15 protein-coding genes and 5 pseudogenes are annotated in these 17,633 nt (G+C 44.8%); 17 read left to right on the top strand and 3 right to left on the bottom strand.

Annotation, left to right across the window (positions count from 1 at the left end):
• Positions 1–323 precede the first annotated feature (323 nt).
• The 5 genes and pseudogenes from DSOL_RS12455 to DSOL_RS28840 all read left to right on the top strand — a co-directional run.
• Complete coding sequence (locus DSOL_RS12455; RefSeq protein ID WP_075365172.1) at positions 324–1,526, top strand: multidrug efflux MFS transporter; 1,203 nt, start codon at positions 324–326, stop codon at positions 1,524–1,526.
• A 323-nt stretch (positions 1,527–1,849) separates the two neighbouring features.
• On the top strand, positions 1,850–3,112 hold the full coding sequence (gene amrA, locus DSOL_RS12450) for an AmmeMemoRadiSam system protein A (RefSeq protein WP_075365171.1): 1,263 nt from the start codon (positions 1,850–1,852) through the stop codon (positions 3,110–3,112).
• Positions 3,113–3,117: 5 nt separating this feature from the next.
• Positions 3,118–4,014 carry an AmmeMemoRadiSam system radical SAM enzyme gene (gene amrS / locus DSOL_RS12445; RefSeq protein WP_235838800.1) on the top strand — a complete coding sequence of 299 codons (897 nt, stop codon included), beginning with the start codon at positions 3,118–3,120 and terminating at the stop codon, positions 4,012–4,014.
• Between the two features lie 198 nt (positions 4,015–4,212).
• Positions 4,213–6,630, top strand: a complete 2,418-nt coding sequence (locus tag DSOL_RS12440; protein ID WP_083642524.1) for an AAA-type ATPase lid domain-containing protein — start codon at positions 4,213–4,215, stop codon at positions 6,628–6,630.
• Between the two features lie 209 nt (positions 6,631–6,839).
• Positions 6,840–6,905 (top strand): annotated as a pseudogene (locus tag DSOL_RS28840) (hypothetical protein); the annotation flags it as partial.
• A 29-nt stretch (positions 6,906–6,934) separates the two neighbouring features.
• Here DSOL_RS28840 and DSOL_RS28835 read toward each other — a convergent pair.
• Positions 6,935–7,303 (bottom strand): hypothetical protein, encoded by a 369-nt coding sequence (locus tag DSOL_RS28835; protein ID WP_235838799.1) that lies wholly within the window; start codon positions 7,301–7,303, stop codon positions 6,935–6,937.
• Positions 7,304–7,418: 115 nt separating this feature from the next.
• Entirely contained in the window at positions 7,419–7,955 is a 537-nt protein-coding gene (locus tag DSOL_RS12425) for a transcription repressor NadR (RefSeq protein WP_075365169.1), read from the bottom strand.
• A gap of 125 nt (positions 7,956–8,080) precedes the next feature.
• On the opposite strand from DSOL_RS12425, the gene DSOL_RS12420 reads away from it, so the two are divergent.
• From DSOL_RS12420 to DSOL_RS27270, 10 genes and pseudogenes are all read left to right on the top strand, one after another.
• Positions 8,081–9,634, top strand: coding sequence for an L-aspartate oxidase (locus DSOL_RS12420; RefSeq protein ID WP_075365189.1), 1,554 nt, complete (start codon positions 8,081–8,083; stop codon positions 9,632–9,634).
• Positions 9,631–10,464, top strand: a complete 834-nt coding sequence (nadC, locus tag DSOL_RS12415) for a carboxylating nicotinate-nucleotide diphosphorylase (protein ID WP_075365168.1) — start codon at positions 9,631–9,633, stop codon at positions 10,462–10,464. Before DSOL_RS12420 ends, nadC begins: the two co-directional genes overlap by 4 nt.
• A 67-nt stretch (positions 10,465–10,531) precedes the next feature.
• Positions 10,532–11,620, top strand: a complete 1,089-nt coding sequence (gene nadA, locus DSOL_RS12410; RefSeq protein WP_075365167.1) for a quinolinate synthase NadA — start codon at positions 10,532–10,534, stop codon at positions 11,618–11,620.
• A gap of 520 nt (positions 11,621–12,140) precedes the next feature.
• Complete coding sequence (locus DSOL_RS12405; RefSeq protein WP_075365166.1) at positions 12,141–12,380, top strand: hypothetical protein; 240 nt, start codon at positions 12,141–12,143, stop codon at positions 12,378–12,380.
• A 198-nt stretch (positions 12,381–12,578) separates the two neighbouring features.
• On the top strand, positions 12,579–12,674 hold the full coding sequence (locus DSOL_RS26740; protein WP_235838797.1) for a hypothetical protein: 96 nt from the start codon (positions 12,579–12,581) through the stop codon (positions 12,672–12,674).
• The gene (locus DSOL_RS27275; RefSeq protein ID WP_235838796.1) at positions 12,671–12,847 is read left to right on the top strand and encodes a hypothetical protein; all 177 of its coding nucleotides are present in this window, start codon (positions 12,671–12,673) and stop codon (positions 12,845–12,847) included. Before DSOL_RS26740 ends, DSOL_RS27275 begins: the two co-directional genes overlap by 4 nt.
• Before the next feature lie 156 nt (positions 12,848–13,003).
• A pseudogene (locus tag DSOL_RS30335) lies at positions 13,004–13,257 on the top strand (DUF5320 domain-containing protein).
• 64 nt (positions 13,258–13,321) lie between these two features.
• Positions 13,322–13,702 carry a DUF134 domain-containing protein gene (locus DSOL_RS12395; protein WP_075365165.1) on the top strand — a complete coding sequence of 127 codons (381 nt, stop codon included), beginning with the start codon at positions 13,322–13,324 and terminating at the stop codon, positions 13,700–13,702.
• Positions 13,699–14,046 (top strand): annotated as a pseudogene (locus tag DSOL_RS12390) (iron-sulfur cluster assembly scaffold protein); the annotation flags it as partial. The gene DSOL_RS12395 and the pseudogene DSOL_RS12390, both read left to right, overlap by 4 nt.
• A gap of 314 nt (positions 14,047–14,360) precedes the next feature.
• Positions 14,361–14,516 (top strand): annotated as a pseudogene (locus DSOL_RS27270) (hypothetical protein); the annotation flags it as partial.
• A 71-nt stretch (positions 14,517–14,587) separates the two neighbouring features.
• Here DSOL_RS27270 and DSOL_RS30030 read toward each other — a convergent pair.
• Positions 14,588–14,776, bottom strand: a pseudogene (locus DSOL_RS30030) (IS4 family transposase); the annotation flags it as partial.
• A gap of 227 nt (positions 14,777–15,003) precedes the next feature.
• Here DSOL_RS30030 and DSOL_RS12380 point away from each other — a divergent pair.
• Both DSOL_RS12380 and DSOL_RS12375 read left to right on the top strand, forming a co-directional pair.
• Entirely contained in the window at positions 15,004–16,719 is a 1,716-nt protein-coding gene (locus DSOL_RS12380; protein ID WP_075365164.1) for a 2-oxoacid:acceptor oxidoreductase subunit alpha, read from the top strand.
• Positions 16,685–17,554: a 2-oxoacid:ferredoxin oxidoreductase subunit beta gene (locus DSOL_RS12375; RefSeq protein WP_075365163.1), complete on the top strand. Its 870-nt coding sequence runs from the start codon at positions 16,685–16,687 to the stop codon at positions 17,552–17,554. Before DSOL_RS12380 ends, DSOL_RS12375 begins: the two co-directional genes overlap by 35 nt.
• Positions 17,555–17,633 lie beyond the last annotated feature (79 nt).

Raw genomic sequence — 17,633 nt, 5'->3', positions numbered from 1 at the left:
CATGATCGACCATAAATGTAAATATGAGCGTGTTTGAAATGGAAACGACGTCAAGAAACTCCCACTGATACCTGGTATCGGAAGTATAGCCCGGCGTTAAATAGATTGGTTTGTTCGAACAAAGTGAGGGACCTAATTTAGGTGGACGGGCCATGACAACTTGTCCTGTCAAAACATAGATCTCCGTGTTAAAATAGAGGGTAAGAAGACGAGTAACTGTTGGCTGAATCCTGGCCTAGGGATTCAGCTTTTTCACTCTCCTGTGAACATTAGAACCAGGCTTGTTCTCTGCATGGCAAACTGCAATATGAAAGGATAGACTCATGCCTCTTTGGAAACGCAACTTATATATATTATGGTCTGGATGTTTCATTACAATGATCGGCTCGAGCTTGGTAATCCCTTTTTTGCCCCTTTATATCGAGCAACTCGGCGTAAAAGAAGTCGCGAGAATTGAACAATGGTCGGGATTAGCATATAGTGCTACTTTTATGTTGTCGGCCTTCGTGTCACCTATTTGGGGGAGATTGGCCGATAAACATGGCCGCAAACTGATGTTGTTACGCGCCAGCTTGGGCATGGCGGTTATCATGACTCTAACCGGGCTTGTCCAGAACGTTTATCAGCTGTTTTTTCTCCGGCTTTTAATGGGTGCGGTTAATGGTTATGTCCCAGCAGCCATCACCATGATCGCTACCCAGACACCCAAAGAACACTCCGGGTGGGCCTTGGGAACGTTATCAACCGGATCTGTCGGTGGTACATTAATCGGCCCGCTGATTGGAGGAACTTTATCGGAAATCATTGGACTCCACCATGTCTTCTTTGTCACCGGGGGATTTATGCTCCTTTCCTTTCTCGTATCTTTATTGTTTGTTCGTGAAGAATTTGTTAAACCGACCAGCTCCGACTTAACAAACCAGGAAGTATTTAAAATGATCAAACATCCTAAGGTGCTGGTAGCCATGTTTCTTACCACTTTCATGATTCAATTTGCCAACATGTCGATTGAACCAATAGTCTCTCTCTATGTTAAACAATTGGCTCGTAACATGGGGCATGTGGCAATGGTCTCCGGCGCAGTTGTTTCCGTTGCCGGGTTGTCTAATATTCTCGCGGCTCCCTGGCTTGGCAGGTTATCGGATCAGTACGGGGCCCGTAAGATCCTTCTGGTTTGTCTCTTCTTTGCTGCAATTGTATTTATTCCCCAAGCATTCGTCCAAAACCTGTGGCAACTGATGGGATTGCGCTTTCTTTTGGGCCTTGCAATGGGCGGAATGCTCCCATCGGTTAACTCCCTCATTAAACGGAGTGTTCCTCAGTCGGTTTCCGGCCGGGTATTCGGTTACAATCAATCCGCTCAGTTTTTAGGTAACATCGCCGGCCCGAACCTCGGTGGGCAAATGGCTGCTTATCTTGGAATTCAGTATGTGTTTATCTCCACTTCAGCCCTACTTTTTATGAACGCCGGATGGGTATATATCACTGGAAAAAAACTGTTGGGCACCCATGCGACGAAAGCCTAATTGAAGTATTGAAAACATAAAAAAAGTATTAACAGAACCCAATAAATGGTATAATGAAGCAACAGTGCGAGCTGCGAAGCCGAACGCAAATACGTTTAGGAAAAGCATCCTTTAATTCTTAGAGGGATTGTGTTTAGAAATAGTAAAGAGAAGTCGGAAGAAACTGCAGAGTAAGGACTTTTCTTCTCGTTGGCTGATTTAGCGACTTCATCATTTAAAGGCAATGAAACGCTACAAAGAGATGTCATTGCCTTAAGCAACTACAAGAAGTATTACAAGCTATAGCTGCTATCTTTTGAAATTCGAGAGAGAGGTGAACGATTATGCCCTTAGTCTATTCTGCTTTTGTTCCACATCCTCCGATCGTTGTGCCAGAAATCGGTCGAGGAGAAGAAGCCCAGTGCTCCGCAACCCTTGAGGCGTATCGCGAAATTTCGAAAAATCTCGTCGAAGCTCGGATTGAGACGGTGTTACTCATCTCACCCCATGCGACTCTTCTTCGTAAGGGGGTCACACTTCTTGAGGAGGACGTGATTTGTGGAGATTTTGCCTCGTTTGGTGCTCCCCAAGTGAAGCTTTCTTTCCTAGGGCATCGCCAACTGACCGAGGCTTTGGCCTCCGAACTGCCTGAGGCTATTCTTCACTCGGAAAAACTGGATCATGGTGCGCTTGTTCCTCTTTACTTTTTGATGGAAGCAGGTTGGCAGGGAAACCTTGTTCTGATGAGCATGCCAATGGAATATCCGGAGAGGTACGGACAAGAAATCGCACACACCCTTAAAGTCTTTCCGGAGAGAATCGCTCTGATCGCCAGTGGGGATTTATCTCATCGCTTGAAAAAAGAGGGTCCTTATGGACTCCATCCCTCGGGCCCGCAATTTGATCGGCTAATCGTGAATTCTCTATCCGGAGATCCGTCTCAAATCCAGCATATTCCGGAGGAAATGGCTGAAGAAGCTGGGGAATGTGGTTGGCGCAGCCTCAGACTGGCCTTAGCCGTTCAGGAAGGAATGCCTAGAGTTCTTTCCTATGAAGGACCCTTTGGTGTGGGATACCTTGTCACAGAACTCTATCATGCTTCACCGTTACCCCCTTGGGCTCGACTCTGCCTTGAAACGTATTTAAAACTAGGGAATACCCTAGGACTTACTCCACCCACCGAGCCCGAATTCCAACTCCGACGTGCCTGTTTCGTAACCCTCAAGAAAGATGGGGAATTACGAGGGTGTATCGGAACGACAGAGCCTTGGCGAGAGAATCTAGCCCAAGAAATTGAACACAATGCGATCGCAGCAGGAACGGAAGATCCTAGATTTTGGCCCGTTGAAAAAGACGAGCTTGCTTCGCTTACCTTCTCGGTCGATGTCCTTGGAGAAATGGAAAAAATCCAAAGCTTTAAGGAACTTGATCCTTGGCGCTACGGTGTCGTTGTCCGGGGACGAGGGAGAACCGGCCTGCTTCTTCCTCACTTAGAGGGTATCAATACAGCCGAAGAACAAGTGAGCATCGCTAAACAAAAAGCAGGCCTCGGACTTGAGGAACCGATTGAAATGTGGCGCTTCGAGGTTTTCCGCACCTTTGAATAGAAATATTGAGAAAGGAAGGAGGAGTCAAGATTATTGAAGCAATATTATACCAAGAGTTGGAAAACGGCATATTGAAATGCGCTGTATGTAATCACAGATGTACGATTGAAGAGGGTAAACGAGGAATTTGCGGCGTTCGGGAAAATCGTCAAGGTAAACTTTACGCTTTGAATTATGGAAAAACCATAGCTGTACACGCAGATCTCATTGAAAAGAAACCCCTTTATCACTTTTTACCCGGAACAATGATTTATTCGTTAGCCTCAGTTGGTTGTAATTTCCGTTGCTCCTGGTGTCAGAACTGGGAAATAGCGCAAAGTCCAAAACCCAGCAAGCCAATCGAGGGCGTCGATATTTCTCCGGAAGAACATGTAAGACGAGCTCTTGACTATGCATGTCCTTCCCTTGCCTATACTTATTCTGAACCGACAATTTTTGCGGAGTATGCTCTGGAAACTATGAAGTTAGCCAGAGAAAAAGGGCTAAAAAATGTTTGGGTGACCAACGGTTATATGTCGAGAGAAACCCTCGATGCAATTCTTCCTTATTTAGATGCTGCTAACGTCGATTTTAAAGGGCCCAATGATGGTGTCTACGAAAGCTATTGCGGCGGTAAGGCCGAACCTATTATGGAAAACCTAAAATACCTTCACGAAGCGGGAGTGCACCTTGAAATCACCACCCTGGTCGTGCCAGGCGTAAATGATAAGCCCAGCCAACTCGAAATGATTGCCCAATTTATAGCTGCGGAACTCAGTCAAGACGTGCCTTGGCATGTAAGTCGGTTTTTCCCCTCCTGGAAGATGATGGACACCCCGATTACCCCTGTGGAAACCTTAGAAAAGGCCAAGGTTATAGGCAAAAACGCGGGCTTGAAATACATTCATGTCGGCAATGTATAGAAGGAGATTAAATTCAAACGAGTCCTTGTTGACGAAGACGAAGACCCCACCGGAATAATGCTCCGGGGTTTGCCATAAAAGAAGATTAACCCATCCTAATTTTATGAGACTATATCAAACCTTTTTAAAGAATGGATCGGAATCGTTTTATGAATCGAAAGTATTACATTGTTACTATTTAAACTTTATGGAGGGCATATGATTGACGATAAGGCTTATAGTCTATCAAATATTGAGTTGTTTTCAGATTTATCATCCGCTGAATTAGCGGAGCTCGCTAGTGACTTTCAATGGCAAAGCTATGATTTGGGCTCCGAGATTATCAAGCAGGGTCAGGAAGAGCATTCCTTTTATATTCTGATCAAGGGAAAAGCGGATGTCATGGTTCAAAAAGAAGGACCTCGTTTGTGGCGTGTCAATTCATTGGATCCAGGAGATACCTTTGGTGAATTCTCTTTGCTTAACGGTAAGGCCGCTTGTAATACAATTATTTGCCAAGAGAATTGCCAGGTTTTAGCGCTGGATGCAGAAAGTTTTGCGCGCATGCTACTGCGGTGGCCGAAACTTTACCAAACGTTTATCGGCCGATTGTCCCAAGACCTGAATGAAGCAAACCTCATATTATCTGAAGCCAAATATAAGGAAATTCTACGTTCCGCTTTGCAGCTTACCCAATATAAGGATAAGTTTTATGGGCTTTGGGGAGGCGCCCGCACGACAGGAGAGGTCGAACGGAAACTAGAAGAACTCGCTCAGCCTAAGGGACATCTGCTTTTAACCGGAGAACGGGGTACCGGTCGCCAGATGATGGCATGGTACGTCCATCAACGCCAATCTGGTAATGAAGCTCCTTTTGTTGTTGTGGACGGACGACGTTTCGATCAGCAGTGGAGGGACTTGATCGTGGAGCCCGCTGGACAAGAGATGTCCTCAGGCTTTCATAACTCCAATCTTTTCGATATTGCTGAGGGTGGAACATTGTTCATACGGGAAATAAACCTCATATCTCCCCATACCCAGCTTAAACTTGCCCGGGCAATGAACTTTCAGAAAAACAAATGTTTCGTCATCGGAAGTTTGAACGCGGAACCAGATGACTTGGAAAGAATTATCATTCCGGAACTCCGGAAGTGTTTTGCTCATACGTATGAAATAACTCCTTTACGTCAGCGAAAACGAGATATTCCGATTCTTGCTCAAGGATTCCTGGAGAAACTGGCCCAAAAGAACCATCGAAACGTCCCTACTCTGAATCAGGAAGCGATCCAACTGTTGCTCTCTCATCATTACCAACAGGGAAATGTCTCGGAATTAATTCAAGTCATCGAAAGAGCCTTTTATATTGCAGAACAGGATGTCATTGGGTTAGAACAGATCTTTTTTGGTCCCACGTCGGAACAGAACGGACATACGATTAACCTTTTAGCGTGGCCAAAGTTAAAAAGTTTACTGAAAAATGGAACGTTTATTGGGTGGCTAAGGCGGGTAATTGCAATTCTGTTTATCACGTTGGTCTTATTATTGCTTTTTACTCCTGAGATTGCAGTTTCCACAAAGATCTTCGCTTTAGTTTGGGGTTTATGGTGGCCGGCACTCGCCCTTATTTCCCCTTTCTTAGGTAGATTGTGGTGCACGGTCTGCCCGTTTTCTACAATCATGGATTTTGTGCAAAAAAGGGTGCATAAGAACCGTGGGATTCCAGAGTCTATCATAAAATATGATTACCTGCTTGTCAGTTTTTTGTTTCTCATAATTTTCTGGATTGAAGTGATTACGGACATGCGTTTCCATCCTAGCTACACGGCTATCTTGTTAATATCAATCCAAGTTAGTGCGATTTTTATCGCGGTTCTCTATCCACGCCATACTTGGTGTCGGCACTTTTGTCCGTTGGGAGGATTTATCGGGACTGCTTCTGTAGGCTCAATGTTAGAGGTCCGAGCGGATGCCTCTGTTTGCCTGAATAAGTGCACTACGTTTGAATGCTACGTTGGCACAGGAAATGTTCCAGGCTGTCCAATGTCCCAACATCTTCCGTTCTTAGATAATAATTTAGATTGTAAACTGTGCTTCAACTGTGTGCGAAATTGTCCGAATGGTTCCGTGCAGGTTAATTTAAGGCTTGTGGGCCGTGAGGTTTGGCATTTAGTTCGAGTTAACCAGGGATTCGTCGTATTTATCGGGGTAATGTTGGGTATTTTAGTCCCTCTTAACTACTTTGCACCGCAACAAAAAATATGGACCTCCACTTCCTGGAAAGTGTGGTTTAGTCTGTACTATTGGGGAGCAGGTTTAACAGGTGGTATGTTCGCTTGGATGATCGCCAAACCCTTTAAAACAAAAGCAGCTTCCCTACGTGTCAAGCTGGTTTTTGCATTTACTCCTTTAGTCCTAGCTGGGCATATTATGTATCAAGTGGCTTTTATCCCAGGCATTCGTTCTCTTTTATTCGGGGTAGGCTATGAAACTCAGTCAGGCCTACTATCCTTTTATATTCCTGCCACAGTTCTAGCTCATGGAATTGCCACCACTTTTGGTTTAGTGTTAACAGGGATAACCATTGCTCTCGTTTTGTTGCACACTAAAGAAAAGCGAACAGCTCGCTTGAAATCTTAAAAAGACTATGCCAAGGCTAAAATCAATTTAAACGCATCGCTACAGTTCATATCTGAAGCTGGTTACGATAAATCCCTTCGTAAAAGGATGTCTTCCCAAGCTTATCAGCAGAGGAGAGGACGGGGAAATAGACGATGAGCATCTTACCTTATAAAGCCAATGGCGATGGATTTTACGTTTATGCACCGAAATAGAAAGGGAATGTAAAGGTGCAAATAGGATATATTGGTCGGTATATTCGTCGACCCGCAATAGAGTTGAGTCGGATTGAGGAGTATGACGGTCAATATGTAACGTTTCGGTATCATGACAAAACGGACGGACAAGAAAAGCGTGCTTGTAATCTCTTAACTTCTTCTTCAGAAAGACCGGTTGCATGGGCTACCTTTGAAATTTCAAATTCCATGTCCAAGAGGTTCTTCGCGACTTCAGTCTTTCCCTTAGTCTTAGCCTTTCCCTCAGCCTCCCCTTTGGCCCTTCCAATTCGTTCAGCTTCCCTAGCTTTCTGATCCCCTAAAAGGATTGCTTCTCTCAATCTGAGATCAGCCTCACTGACTGCCGCTAGTTCGTCAAATACAACTTTTCGTCTTGCCAGATATTCGTCTCGTACTTTTGGGTCGTCGCTTGATTTCTCCCACTCAACCATCGCCTTGTTTAAAACGGGATCTTGCATTGCAATCTCATCCAATGTCTCTAGAATTTCTTGATTCGCTGAACCAAACCGGTGCCTTTTTGTATTCCAGAAAGGATAAGATAGTTGAACCCTTTATGGGTATAGGCATTATTACTCATAATTCAAGCAAAAAGCCTTCTTCGGCAAGGACCTTGCAAGCTTTGTCCAACACTTCAGCTGACGAAGCTTCTATGGTGTGAATGTGAAGGCCATCGGTTAGAGAAGAGAGTAAATTGGCGTCTTTCTGCGTCATTTGTGAGATAAATTTTTTTATATCCAAGCGACTTTTTAACTTAAGTGGGCGAAAAATTTTTCCATAGACAGAATGCTCGACCCCGACATCAAGAACCTGAACCCCAAGGTCGACGAGGAGATTTAATTCCCGTTCCGTATCTTCGGCAGAGTGTCGGCTAAAAATGACCCGTTGCACCCCTTGAAGAGGGGAATCCTTAAAATAGATATAACCTTGAGGGGTTGCAATTACGGGTTCTACTTTGGCGCGAAGCAGCGCCATATCCTGAACAATGACTTGACGACTAACCCCGGTAAGTTCTGCGAGCTGAGCGGCCTTAAGAGGCTCTTTGCTCTTTTTTAACATTTCTAGTAAACATTCTCGACGTTCTGTTCCGGATTGACCTTTTTTTCTTGGCATTTGAATCACCTACTTTAATACGATTCTACGGTCTGTACGGAAAACTGTCAATATAAGTGTCTTGACAAATGTATTGTCATAATGGTAAAACTGACTTATATAAAATAGAGAGCTGGGCTGAGAAAATGCAAACTATTAAGACGGATTTTTTAATTATTGGCTGTGGGATTGCGGGCCTGTCGACAGCTTTGGGGGCATCCCCTTACGGAGAAGTTATTGTCATATCGAAAGATAGGCCAGATCTTTGTAATTCAACCTTAGCTCAAGGGGGGATTGCTGCAGCGGTAGGGAAAAATGATTCTCCTGAAGAGCATACCCGAGATACCTTAATAGCAGGGGTTGGGATTTGCGAGGAAAAGACGGTCGAAATCTTAACTGAGGAGGCGCCCAAGGTTATTGACCGTTTAATTGAGCTCGGAACAAGTTTTGACCGAACGAAATCGGGTGAACTTGCTTTAGGGAGAGAAGGTGCACATAGCCTGGCCCGAGTGATTCACCGGGGGGATGACACTGGAGCGGCGATCTGGGAAACTCTTTTTCGAAAGGTTCAGGAACAAAAGGTGCATTTTCAGACAGAAACCCGAGCTGAAGTGCTTCTGGTTGAGGAGGGTCACTGTTACGGAGTGCTTGTGAGAAACTTCGAGGGAGTTCAACGGATTCTTGCCCGAAGTGTTGTCCTCGCCACTGGAGGAATAGGTGAGATCTATGGGAGAACGACAAATTCTCTGCTCAGTACCGGAGAAGGCTTGGCTCTAGCCTGGAAGGCTGGGGCAGTCTTAAGCGATCTTGAATTCGTTCAATTTCATCCTACCGCTTTGGCTACAGAGGAGAATCCTCTTTTTCTTATTTCCGAAGCGGTTCGGGGTGAGGGCGCAGTACTCGTAACCGAAGAACGAGAGCGCTTTATGCCAAGCTATCATCCACGGGCTGATTTAGCTCCCAGGGATGTTGTCACACGAGCCATTGTCTCTGAACAGAAAAAAGGTCACCAGATCTATCTTGATGCTTCATCGCTGGGTCATCATTTTGAACTGCGTTTTCCGAACATCTACGCTAAAATCCAATCCTTGGGTCTTGACCCGAGGAAGGATTTACTTCCGATCACTCCAGCCGCCCATTTCTCAATGGGGGGAATTCGGACAGACAGCTTTGGACGGACGAATATTCAGGGCTTATATGCTTGTGGTGAGTGTGCCAACACAGGTGTGCATGGTGCGAATCGGTTAGCGAGTAATTCCCTATTAGAAGGGTTAGTTTTTGGCAAGCGAGTGGCTCAGACGCTGGTGGAATCCTTAAAAGAAAAGTCCTTGAGAACCTTTGATTTTCCTGATCAAGGCATAGCTCAAGACGCAATGACTCTGGATATTCCTGAGGTGACAAAGCCTTTGGACATAAATGATCCACGAGTTGACACGCTACAAAAGCTGATGTGGTCTTCTGTTGGGATTATCCGAGATGAACCTGGGCTGGAAAAGGCTTATCGAGAACTCTGTCAACTCGAAAAAGAAGTTAGCCCGAGTGAAGGCGAACTTCAGAATATGATCCTGGTCGCTAAAATGATTACATCTTCTGCACTTAACCGTATGGAGAGTAGGGGTAGTCATTATCGCTTGGATTACCCGGAGGTTGATCCGGCCTGGCAACTAAAACATTTGAGCTTAAGGAGGCATTCCGCATGAATCCCATATATTATGAGAGTCTCGTTAGAGAAGCTCTCAATGAGGATCTAGGGTTTCAGGACCTGACAACAGAGGCGATTATTTCAGAAACGCATTGTTCGGTGGCAGAGATTACAGCGAAAGCGGCAGGAATTATAGCGGGAATGGATATCGCAAAATGTGCGTTTAAGTTACTTGATGAGAAGGTGAGCTTCCAAACGAAAATTGCGGACGGCGCGAAGGTTTCTCCCGGGCAAGTGGTGGCGGTGATTGAGGGGAGAACCCGTACGTTGTTGGGGGGAGAAAGAGTTGCACTCAATTTCATGCAACGCCTTTCGGGTATCGCGACAGGGACGAATAAGGCCGTGGAGAGCGTTAAAGATTTTCCGTGTCACCTGGTTGATACGCGTAAAACGACCCCGGGATTAAGAGGAATGGAAAAATATGCTGTGCGCATGGGAGGCGGGTATAATCATCGCTTTGGACTTTTTGATGCGATCCTGATTAAAGATAATCATATTACAGCGGCTGGAGGGATTACTGAGGCAGTGAGTTTAGTTCGAGCAAAGGTCGGTCACATGGTTAAAGTTGAAGTGGAAACGGAAACCTTAGCTCAAGTCGAGGAGGCGCTTCGCACTTCAGTGGATATTATTATGTTAGATAACATGTCAGCGGATCAAATGAAAGAAGCGGTTCAACTCATCAATAAAGAAGTTCTTACTGAAGCTTCGGGTGGGATCAACTTAGATAACTTGGTTCGGGTAGCGGAGACAGGAGTGGATCTGATTTCGCTGGGTTGGTTGACTCATTCGGCGCAAGCTTTGGATCTGAGTTTAAATATTATTGAGTAATTGAGTAGGCATAATCATTAAAGTTGAACGTTCTAGTCAATTGGTCAAAGGATAGTGAGGAGAGAAAATGTTTAATAGTCAACAACCCATACCGGATGAATATATTTTGATGAGTGAAAAGGATAGAGATGAACGGATCCGCGCCATCAAAAGCAATCTAGGCTCAAGGTTGGTCATTCTAGGACACCACTACCAGCGTGACGAGGTTATCCGGTATGCTGATTACCGAGGGGATTCTCTTAAATTGGCGCAACTCGCGGCACAGGAGAAAGAGGCTGAATATATCGTGTTCTGTGGTGTTCACTTCATGGCCGAAACTGCGGATATGCTGACGTCATCCGAGCAAAAGGTTATCTTGCCAGATCTTGAAGCGGGCTGCCCGATGGCGGATATGGCGGAAATCGATGACGTGGAGGAGTGTTGGAACCTGCTCACGGCTCAATATTCCCAAGAAATTATTCCGGTGACGTATGTTAATTCTAGTGCTGAGGTCAAAGCGTTTTGTGGGCGAAATGGAGGAATGACCTGCACTTCTTCGAATGCCCCTAAGATCTTTGGAAAATTATTAGGTGAGAAAAAAAGCATTCTTTTTCTTCCGGATGAACATCTGGGACGTAATACCGGTCTGAAATGGGGGCTCCATGATCAGGATATCTTGCTCTGGACCCGTGAAAATCCAGAAGAGGTTGAACTTCCCGAGAAAGCTCCGAAACTGATTCTCTGGAATGGTTACTGTACTGTGCACCAAAAGTTCAAGACCCACCACGTGGATGAGGTTCGAAGAAAATATCCGGGTGTTACGGTTATCGTCCATCCGGAATGTAGCCACGCCGTAGTTGAGAGGGCAGATCTTAGTGGGTCTACAGACTATATCATTCGACAGATCTCGGCAGCTCCGGCAGGCAGTGTCTGGGCAGTCGGGACGGAGATCAATTTGGTGCACCGATTAGCTCAAGAAAATCCAGACAAAACGGTTGTCAGTCTCAATGAAAACGTATGCTTGTGCATTATGATGAGCCGAATTAGCCAACCCCATCTTCTAGCGGCCCTTGAAAACCTCAATCAAGGAAAGGTGGTTAATCAGATTTGCGTCGATCGTAAGATAACCGCTGATGCAATTTCTGCCTTAAACCGGATGTTAGAACTTAGTAAATAGTGTAATATGAACTGTTTTATTCGTGAAACCCTATAGTATTGTATACAGTGTTTTTTCCTAAAACGACTAGACAATTCATCATGATGTGAGTTGAATCAGAACCTCTCCATGAGATAAACTATAAGAAAACATGTGAGAGGATTGACAAATGAAAATGAGGGGAATATATTAATAGGGGGTATATACCCTTCCGGGGTATATGGGATAAACTGAATCAGCTAAACGACGCTTACGTTAAGAATGGGTACGAAATGATCAGCCGTACTTTTCAAGGGAAAATATGTTAAAACCCAATAATAAAGAAAGGGGATGAAATCATTGCGTCCAATCAGCAAAACATCTTCGATTTGCTGCACGAGCTTAGCCTTAAAGGTAGCTCAATGCTGCTCAAAATCATCTCAAATCGTCGCGGGCTGCCACGACTGATTTTAATTGTCGGCTGAACGAGTTCACTAAGTGGGCTAAAGATGAGAATTTTATAAATTAAAATACTGTAAAGAGAGAGGGTGTCGATTAATTTATGGAAAATCTATCGAAGATGAAAATTGAAGAATTAGAACGTAGGTTGGGAGTTTTAGAGGAAGAGTTAGATGAATTAGAAGAGGAGAAAAACTTTGTTCTCAAGCAAACAGGGCTTCACATCAGCGGCGGTAAGGTTAAACAATATGAAGCACAAACCCAATACTTGAATCAATCCATCTCCGAACTTCGTGAGGAACTTATGCAACGAAGTTCCCAATTGAAGGACAATAATTGGTAAATCAATTTGATGAGAGGTGTATTATGGAACCTAAGAACCTGAACTCCAAGGTCGACGAGGAGATTTAATTCCCGTTCCGTATCTTCGGCAGTGTGTCGGTTAAAAATGACCCGTTTCACCCGTTGAAGAGGAGAATCCTTAAAATAGATATAACCTTGAGGAGTTGCAATTACGGGTTCTTCTTTAGCGCTTAAACGTTTGGAGAGCAGGGGAAGTCATTATCGTCTGGATTACCCGGAGGTTGATCCGGCCTGGCAACCGAAACATTTGAGCGTAAGGAGGTATTCCGCATGAATCCCTTATATTATGAGAGTATCGTTAGAGAGGCTCTCAGTGAGGATCTAGGGTTTCAGGACCTGACAACAGAGGCAATTATTTCAGAAACGCATTGTTCGGCGGCTGAGATTACAGTTAAAGCAGAAGGAATTCTAGCGGGAATGGGATATTGCACAAATAGAAAATACTAGGGGACGAAGAACCAATTTTTCTGGTTATTAGCGAGGGTTGGGAAAATACGTCTAGAATATAGACACCGGTGTAGGAAGTATGAACTTCCTACACCGGTGTCTATATCGTTTGTTATTAACTTAGTCATCTATAACCGAAAGGAGGTAATTTGCTGCATGCCAAGAAGAGATGGAATGGGTTCAATGGGGTGTGTATCAATGAACGGAAGAGGCTTAGGATTTTGCACTGGAGCAAATGCTGTTGGCTTAGGGATAGGCCAAGGGATAGGCCAAGGGTCAGAAGAGGTCCTGGAAGAAATTTTGTAACAGATCCAACAGTATCAAAAACACAAAAAGAATTGCTGCAAGAGAAAAAAGAGCTGCTTGAAAGCAAGCTTGATATCATAAGCAAGCAATTAGAGAGATTATAAGAGGCTGCAAAAGTGGCAGATGGACGCTCCTGTTACTTTTGTCGCAAATAGAGGAGAACGGATTATGCCAAGACCAAGAAAATGGAGAAAAGTGTGTTGCTTGCCGGAAAGCAACCGATTTGGGCCACTTAACGTTCCGATTAATCAAGAGCATTTTGTTACTATGACGGTTGATGAGTATGAAACGATGCGACTAATCGACTTAGAAGGGTTTACGCAGGAAGAGTGTGCCAACCAAATGAATATCGCACGCACAACCGTTCAGCGTATTTATAATGATGCGAGAAAAAAACTTGCTGAGTCTTTAGTAAATGGAAAAGTGCTAAGGATTGAGGGCGGAGATTACAAGCTTTGTGACGGCCACGAAAAATCATGCGGTTGTGGCGGTTGCCACAAACATAGATGCGGCAGAGGTTTTATGGAAGATGATAACGGAGGTGAGTGATTATATATTCTGAGAAGGTGATGGAACACTTTATGAGTCCCCAGAATGCATACAGTATGCCGGATGCCAATGCTCAGGGAATCTATGGAGATCCTTCATGCGGAGATGCACTAATCATATTTTTAAAGGTACAGGATAATGTTATTCAAGAGATCAGTTATCTTGTGTTTGGTTGTTGTGCATCGATTGCGACATCCAGTATGACGTCTGTATTAGCTAAGGGAAAAAGCTTAGACGATGCCTTAAATATTACCGAAGAGGATGTTATCAGGGCTCTTGATGGTCTCCCTGAAACTAAAGCACATTGCTCTAAGCTTGGAGTGAGTGCGTTGCGTAATGCAATCAATAAGAAAGGCATAGAAGTAATAACAGGTGCAAAAGGACATGCAAAGGCTGCAGTAGAGCAATATTTGCAAGGCACACTTAAAACCACTGGCTCTGTTTGCCATGAGCATCAGCACCATGATGAATGCGGACATTAAAATAATATAAACACGTTATATTGAGGGAATAAAACTTAGTTATTTCCAAATTGAGATTAACATAAAACCCTTTTGTAGTAGACTGAGAATTATCTACTCCAGAAGGGTTTTTATTTAAGAGTCAAGATATAATTCGGCAAGTCGGTTAATCAAAAGTAACTCCTTCCGCTGGCCTAGCAATTTTAAAGAATGCACAGAACCTTGAAAACGCTAAAGCCTTTGTAGATTGGGCCTTGTCTGAAAAAGGTCAGAAGATCGTCTTCGAAGCGGATCAACGGATTATGGTGAGACCGGGTGCTCCTCATCCCAGGCGTCGAAATCCTGACCCATGAAGGCGACATAATTGTCTTTGGAGTCGACAATCTGCCGACAGAAAAGGTACACGCCGCTGAAATTGCTCGTCAATATACAGGCTAAGGATTAACATGAGCGTGAGGAGTTCCGAAGTACTGTATCCAGCCTCTTTTTGAAAGCCCACTTGGCGGCAAAGTGTTTTAAGCTTGAACGTCTTCATAACTTCACATATAATGTTGTTAATCGAATAACCATGATTTTGAAGCACGCTTTCAATTTCTTTGACATGATTCCGCATGATAACACCTCATTTTTGGTTGATTTGGATTAGCATCTTATTATACCAAAAACCCTGTGTTCATGCGGATTTTCATTGTTTTTCTGTCTCTTTCTAGGCTGAAATTTAGGCTGTTTTATGGGTGAAACTTCAAATAGATTTATAGTAATTATCATTAAATAATAAGAAGGATATTAACATATTGCGTGGAATAAATAGGAATAATAAATTATGAAGGGGGGACGAACTTGGACTTTAATATTTTGGTGGGTGGCGCCGCTGGTCAAGGGGTTGACACAGTCGCAAAAGTACTGGAGTTAATCATGAAAAAACAAGGTGTCGAGGTTTTCTCCCATAAAGATTATATGTCCCGTGTCCGAGGCGGGCACAACTTTCATCAGATACGTTTTGCGGATCGGCCGATTTATTCTCATCGCGAGACTCTCGATCTTATCTTAGCGCTTGATTCCACAACTGTGGAGGTGCATTCTTCCCGGTTGACTGCCAAGGTTGTGCTGGTCAGTGACGAGAGTTACCGTGCGGAGATCAGTGAGGGAATCGCTTTATGGCTTCCGTTGAAAGAAAAGGCCGTCGAGGCTGGGACGAAATTGACGGAAGGGACAGTGGCTGCGGGCGCTATTCTGCGTTTGTTTGATTTTGACCTTGAAAAAGTCTGGCCGGTGTTGCATAGTCTTTTTAAAATGGAAATTTTTGAGGTTAACCGACGGGCGTTAGAAATGGGTTATTCACTGGTTGAACCGCAATTCAAGCTTGAATTCCCCGAACGTCAACCGAGAATTATGGTAACCGGTAATCAAGCGATTGGCCTGGGGGCGTTGGCGGCAGGGGTTAGCTTTTATTCTGGATACCCTATGACTCCGTCTACTGGAATCATGACCTACTTAGCCAGCAAAATGGAAGAAGCAGGGATTGTAGTTGAACAGGCAGAAGACGAAATCGCGGCGATCAACATGGCTATTGGGGCTTCTTATGCTGGGGCTAGAGCCATGACTGCAACGTCCGGCGGTGGGTTTTGCCTGATGGTTGAAGGGCTTGGTCTAGCGGCAATGACGGAGACACCGCTTGTTATAGCTGAAATTCAGCGCCCGGGTCCCGTGACCGGATTTCCCACTCGTACGGAGCAGGCCGATCTGAGTTTCGTCCTAACGGCTTCCCAGGGGGAATTTCCTCGCATGGTCATCGCCTTGCGTGATCCAGAAGATGCTTTTTATCAAACAGTCCGAGCCTTTAATCTTGCAGACAAATTTCAGATCCCAGTGATTCTTCTTGGTGATCAATACCTTGGAGATTATTATCAGACGATACCGCCCTTTGATTTTTCCGGTTTGACGATTGAGCGCGCTTTAGCTGGAGAAGAGGTATGGAAGCAACAGGAACACTATCAACGCTACAAATTGACAGAAGATGGAATTTCACCACGGTTGCTACCCGGACGGTGCGGAACTCAGGTTGTTCTGGTGGATAGTGATGAGCATACTGAGGACGGTCATATTACGGAAGCAGCGGATGTGCGTATAGCCATGACGAAAAAACGGATGCAGCGCTTAGAGAAGATGAGGAAAGAGGTTCAGGAACCTTGGGTTTTCGGACAGACGGATCCTGAGATCTTGCTTTTAGCTTGGGGCTCAAGCGCTGGACCAGTTCGGGAAGCGATCGAACTTCTGGAAGAAGACTACTCCATTGGGGCTTTAATCTTCGGAGATATCTATCCGTTGCCAACAAAGCTTCTGATGGATTTGAAACCGAACGTAACGATGCTGATTAATGTGGAACAAAACGCCACTGGACAACTGGCAGCTCTGATCCGTCAGGAAGCCTTGATCGCCTGTACGCACAGCATCTTGCGTTATGATGGAAGACCAATGAGCGGGCAGTATATCTCGGACAGGCTGAAGGAGGTTATATCGAGTGACCAACGAACAACAGAGCAACGAACTATTTGAGTCTGATGACGAAATCACTTGGTGTCCGGGATGTGGAAATTTTGCTATTCTGACGGCGATCAAGACAGCCCTGTTAGAATTAAAGAAGCGACCGGAAGAAATCCTGATAGTATCAGGAATTGGACAGGCCGCAAAACTTCCTCATTATATACGGACCAACGTTTTTAACGGCTTGCACGGGCGTGCTTTGCCGCCAGCAGTGGCGGCGAAAATCGTCAATCCTGAACTAACTGTGATCGTTCATTCCGGTGATGGAGATACGTATGGAGAGGGCGGAAATCATTTCATTCACAATATCCGGCGTAATGTGGATATAGCTCATTTTGTCCATGACAATCAGATCTATGCTTTGACTAAGGGGCAGGCTTCACCGACGACAGCCCTTGGACAGGTGACTGGAATCCAGACGAATGGTAATATAGACCAACCGCTTAACCCGCTCATGTTGGCTTTGGCTGCTGGAGCGAGTTTTGTGGCTCGGGGTTTCACCGGACGTCAGGAACACCTCATTAACCTCATGAAAGAAGCGATTAACCATCCGGGCTATGCCTTGATTGATATTCTCCAGCCCTGCGTCAGTTTTAATAAAGTGAATACCCATCGGTGGTACGCGGATCGGGTTTATGAATTACCAGAGGAGTATGACACGGGTAATCTGAGCCGAGCGCTGGAAAAAGCCATGGAATGGGGAGACAAAATACCCGTCGGTATTTTCTACCGCGTGGAAAGACCAACCTTCAGTGATCGCCTCGTTTGGTTGGCTGATCGACCTTCGCTCGTTGACCGGGTCTGGAAACCGCAAGATGCTGAGAGGTATATGAAAGAACTTGAATAGACTTCTGTTTGCTCTAGGGGATCAATGATGATTCCCTAGAGACATTAAAATCACCATTTTCCCCATAAAGGTTGATATT

It is taken from the genome of Desulfosporosinus metallidurans (assembly GCF_001936615.1).
GTDB classification, from domain to species: domain Bacteria; phylum Bacillota; class Desulfitobacteriia; order Desulfitobacteriales; family Desulfitobacteriaceae; genus Desulfosporosinus; species Desulfosporosinus metallidurans.
Note: the sequence above shows the minus strand (reverse complement) of the source record. Positions and strands in the feature narration are given on the sequence as shown.

What these genes read in the sequence shown, in the direction of transcription:
- nadC (WP_075365168.1), top strand. Translation starts at nt 9,631, where the DNA reads ATGAATCCCATATATTATGAGAGTCTCGTTAGAGAAGCTCTCAATGAG.
- nadA (WP_075365167.1), top strand. Translation starts at nt 10,532, where the DNA reads ATGTTTAATAGTCAACAACCCATACCGGATGAATATATTTTGATGAGT.
- DSOL_RS12395 (WP_075365165.1), top strand. Translation starts at nt 13,322, where the DNA reads ATGCCAAGACCAAGAAAATGGAGAAAAGTGTGTTGCTTGCCGGAAAGC.
- DSOL_RS12420 (WP_075365189.1), top strand. Translation starts at nt 8,081, where the DNA reads ATGCAAACTATTAAGACGGATTTTTTAATTATTGGCTGTGGGATTGCG.
- DSOL_RS12425 (WP_075365169.1), bottom strand. Translation starts at nt 7,955, where the DNA reads ATGCCAAGAAAAAAAGGTCAATCCGGAACAGAACGTCGAGAATGTTTA.
- DSOL_RS12405 (WP_075365166.1), top strand. Translation starts at nt 12,141, where the DNA reads ATGGAAAATCTATCGAAGATGAAAATTGAAGAATTAGAACGTAGGTTG.
- amrA (WP_075365171.1), top strand. Translation starts at nt 1,850, where the DNA reads ATGCCCTTAGTCTATTCTGCTTTTGTTCCACATCCTCCGATCGTTGTG.
- DSOL_RS12455 (WP_075365172.1), top strand. Translation starts at nt 324, where the DNA reads ATGCCTCTTTGGAAACGCAACTTATATATATTATGGTCTGGATGTTTC.
- DSOL_RS12440 (WP_083642524.1), top strand. Translation starts at nt 4,213, where the DNA reads ATGATTGACGATAAGGCTTATAGTCTATCAAATATTGAGTTGTTTTCA.
- DSOL_RS28835 (WP_235838799.1), bottom strand. Translation starts at nt 7,303, where the DNA reads ATGCAAGATCCCGTTTTAAACAAGGCGATGGTTGAGTGGGAGAAATCA.
- DSOL_RS27275 (WP_235838796.1), top strand. Translation starts at nt 12,671, where the DNA reads ATGAATCCCTTATATTATGAGAGTATCGTTAGAGAGGCTCTCAGTGAG.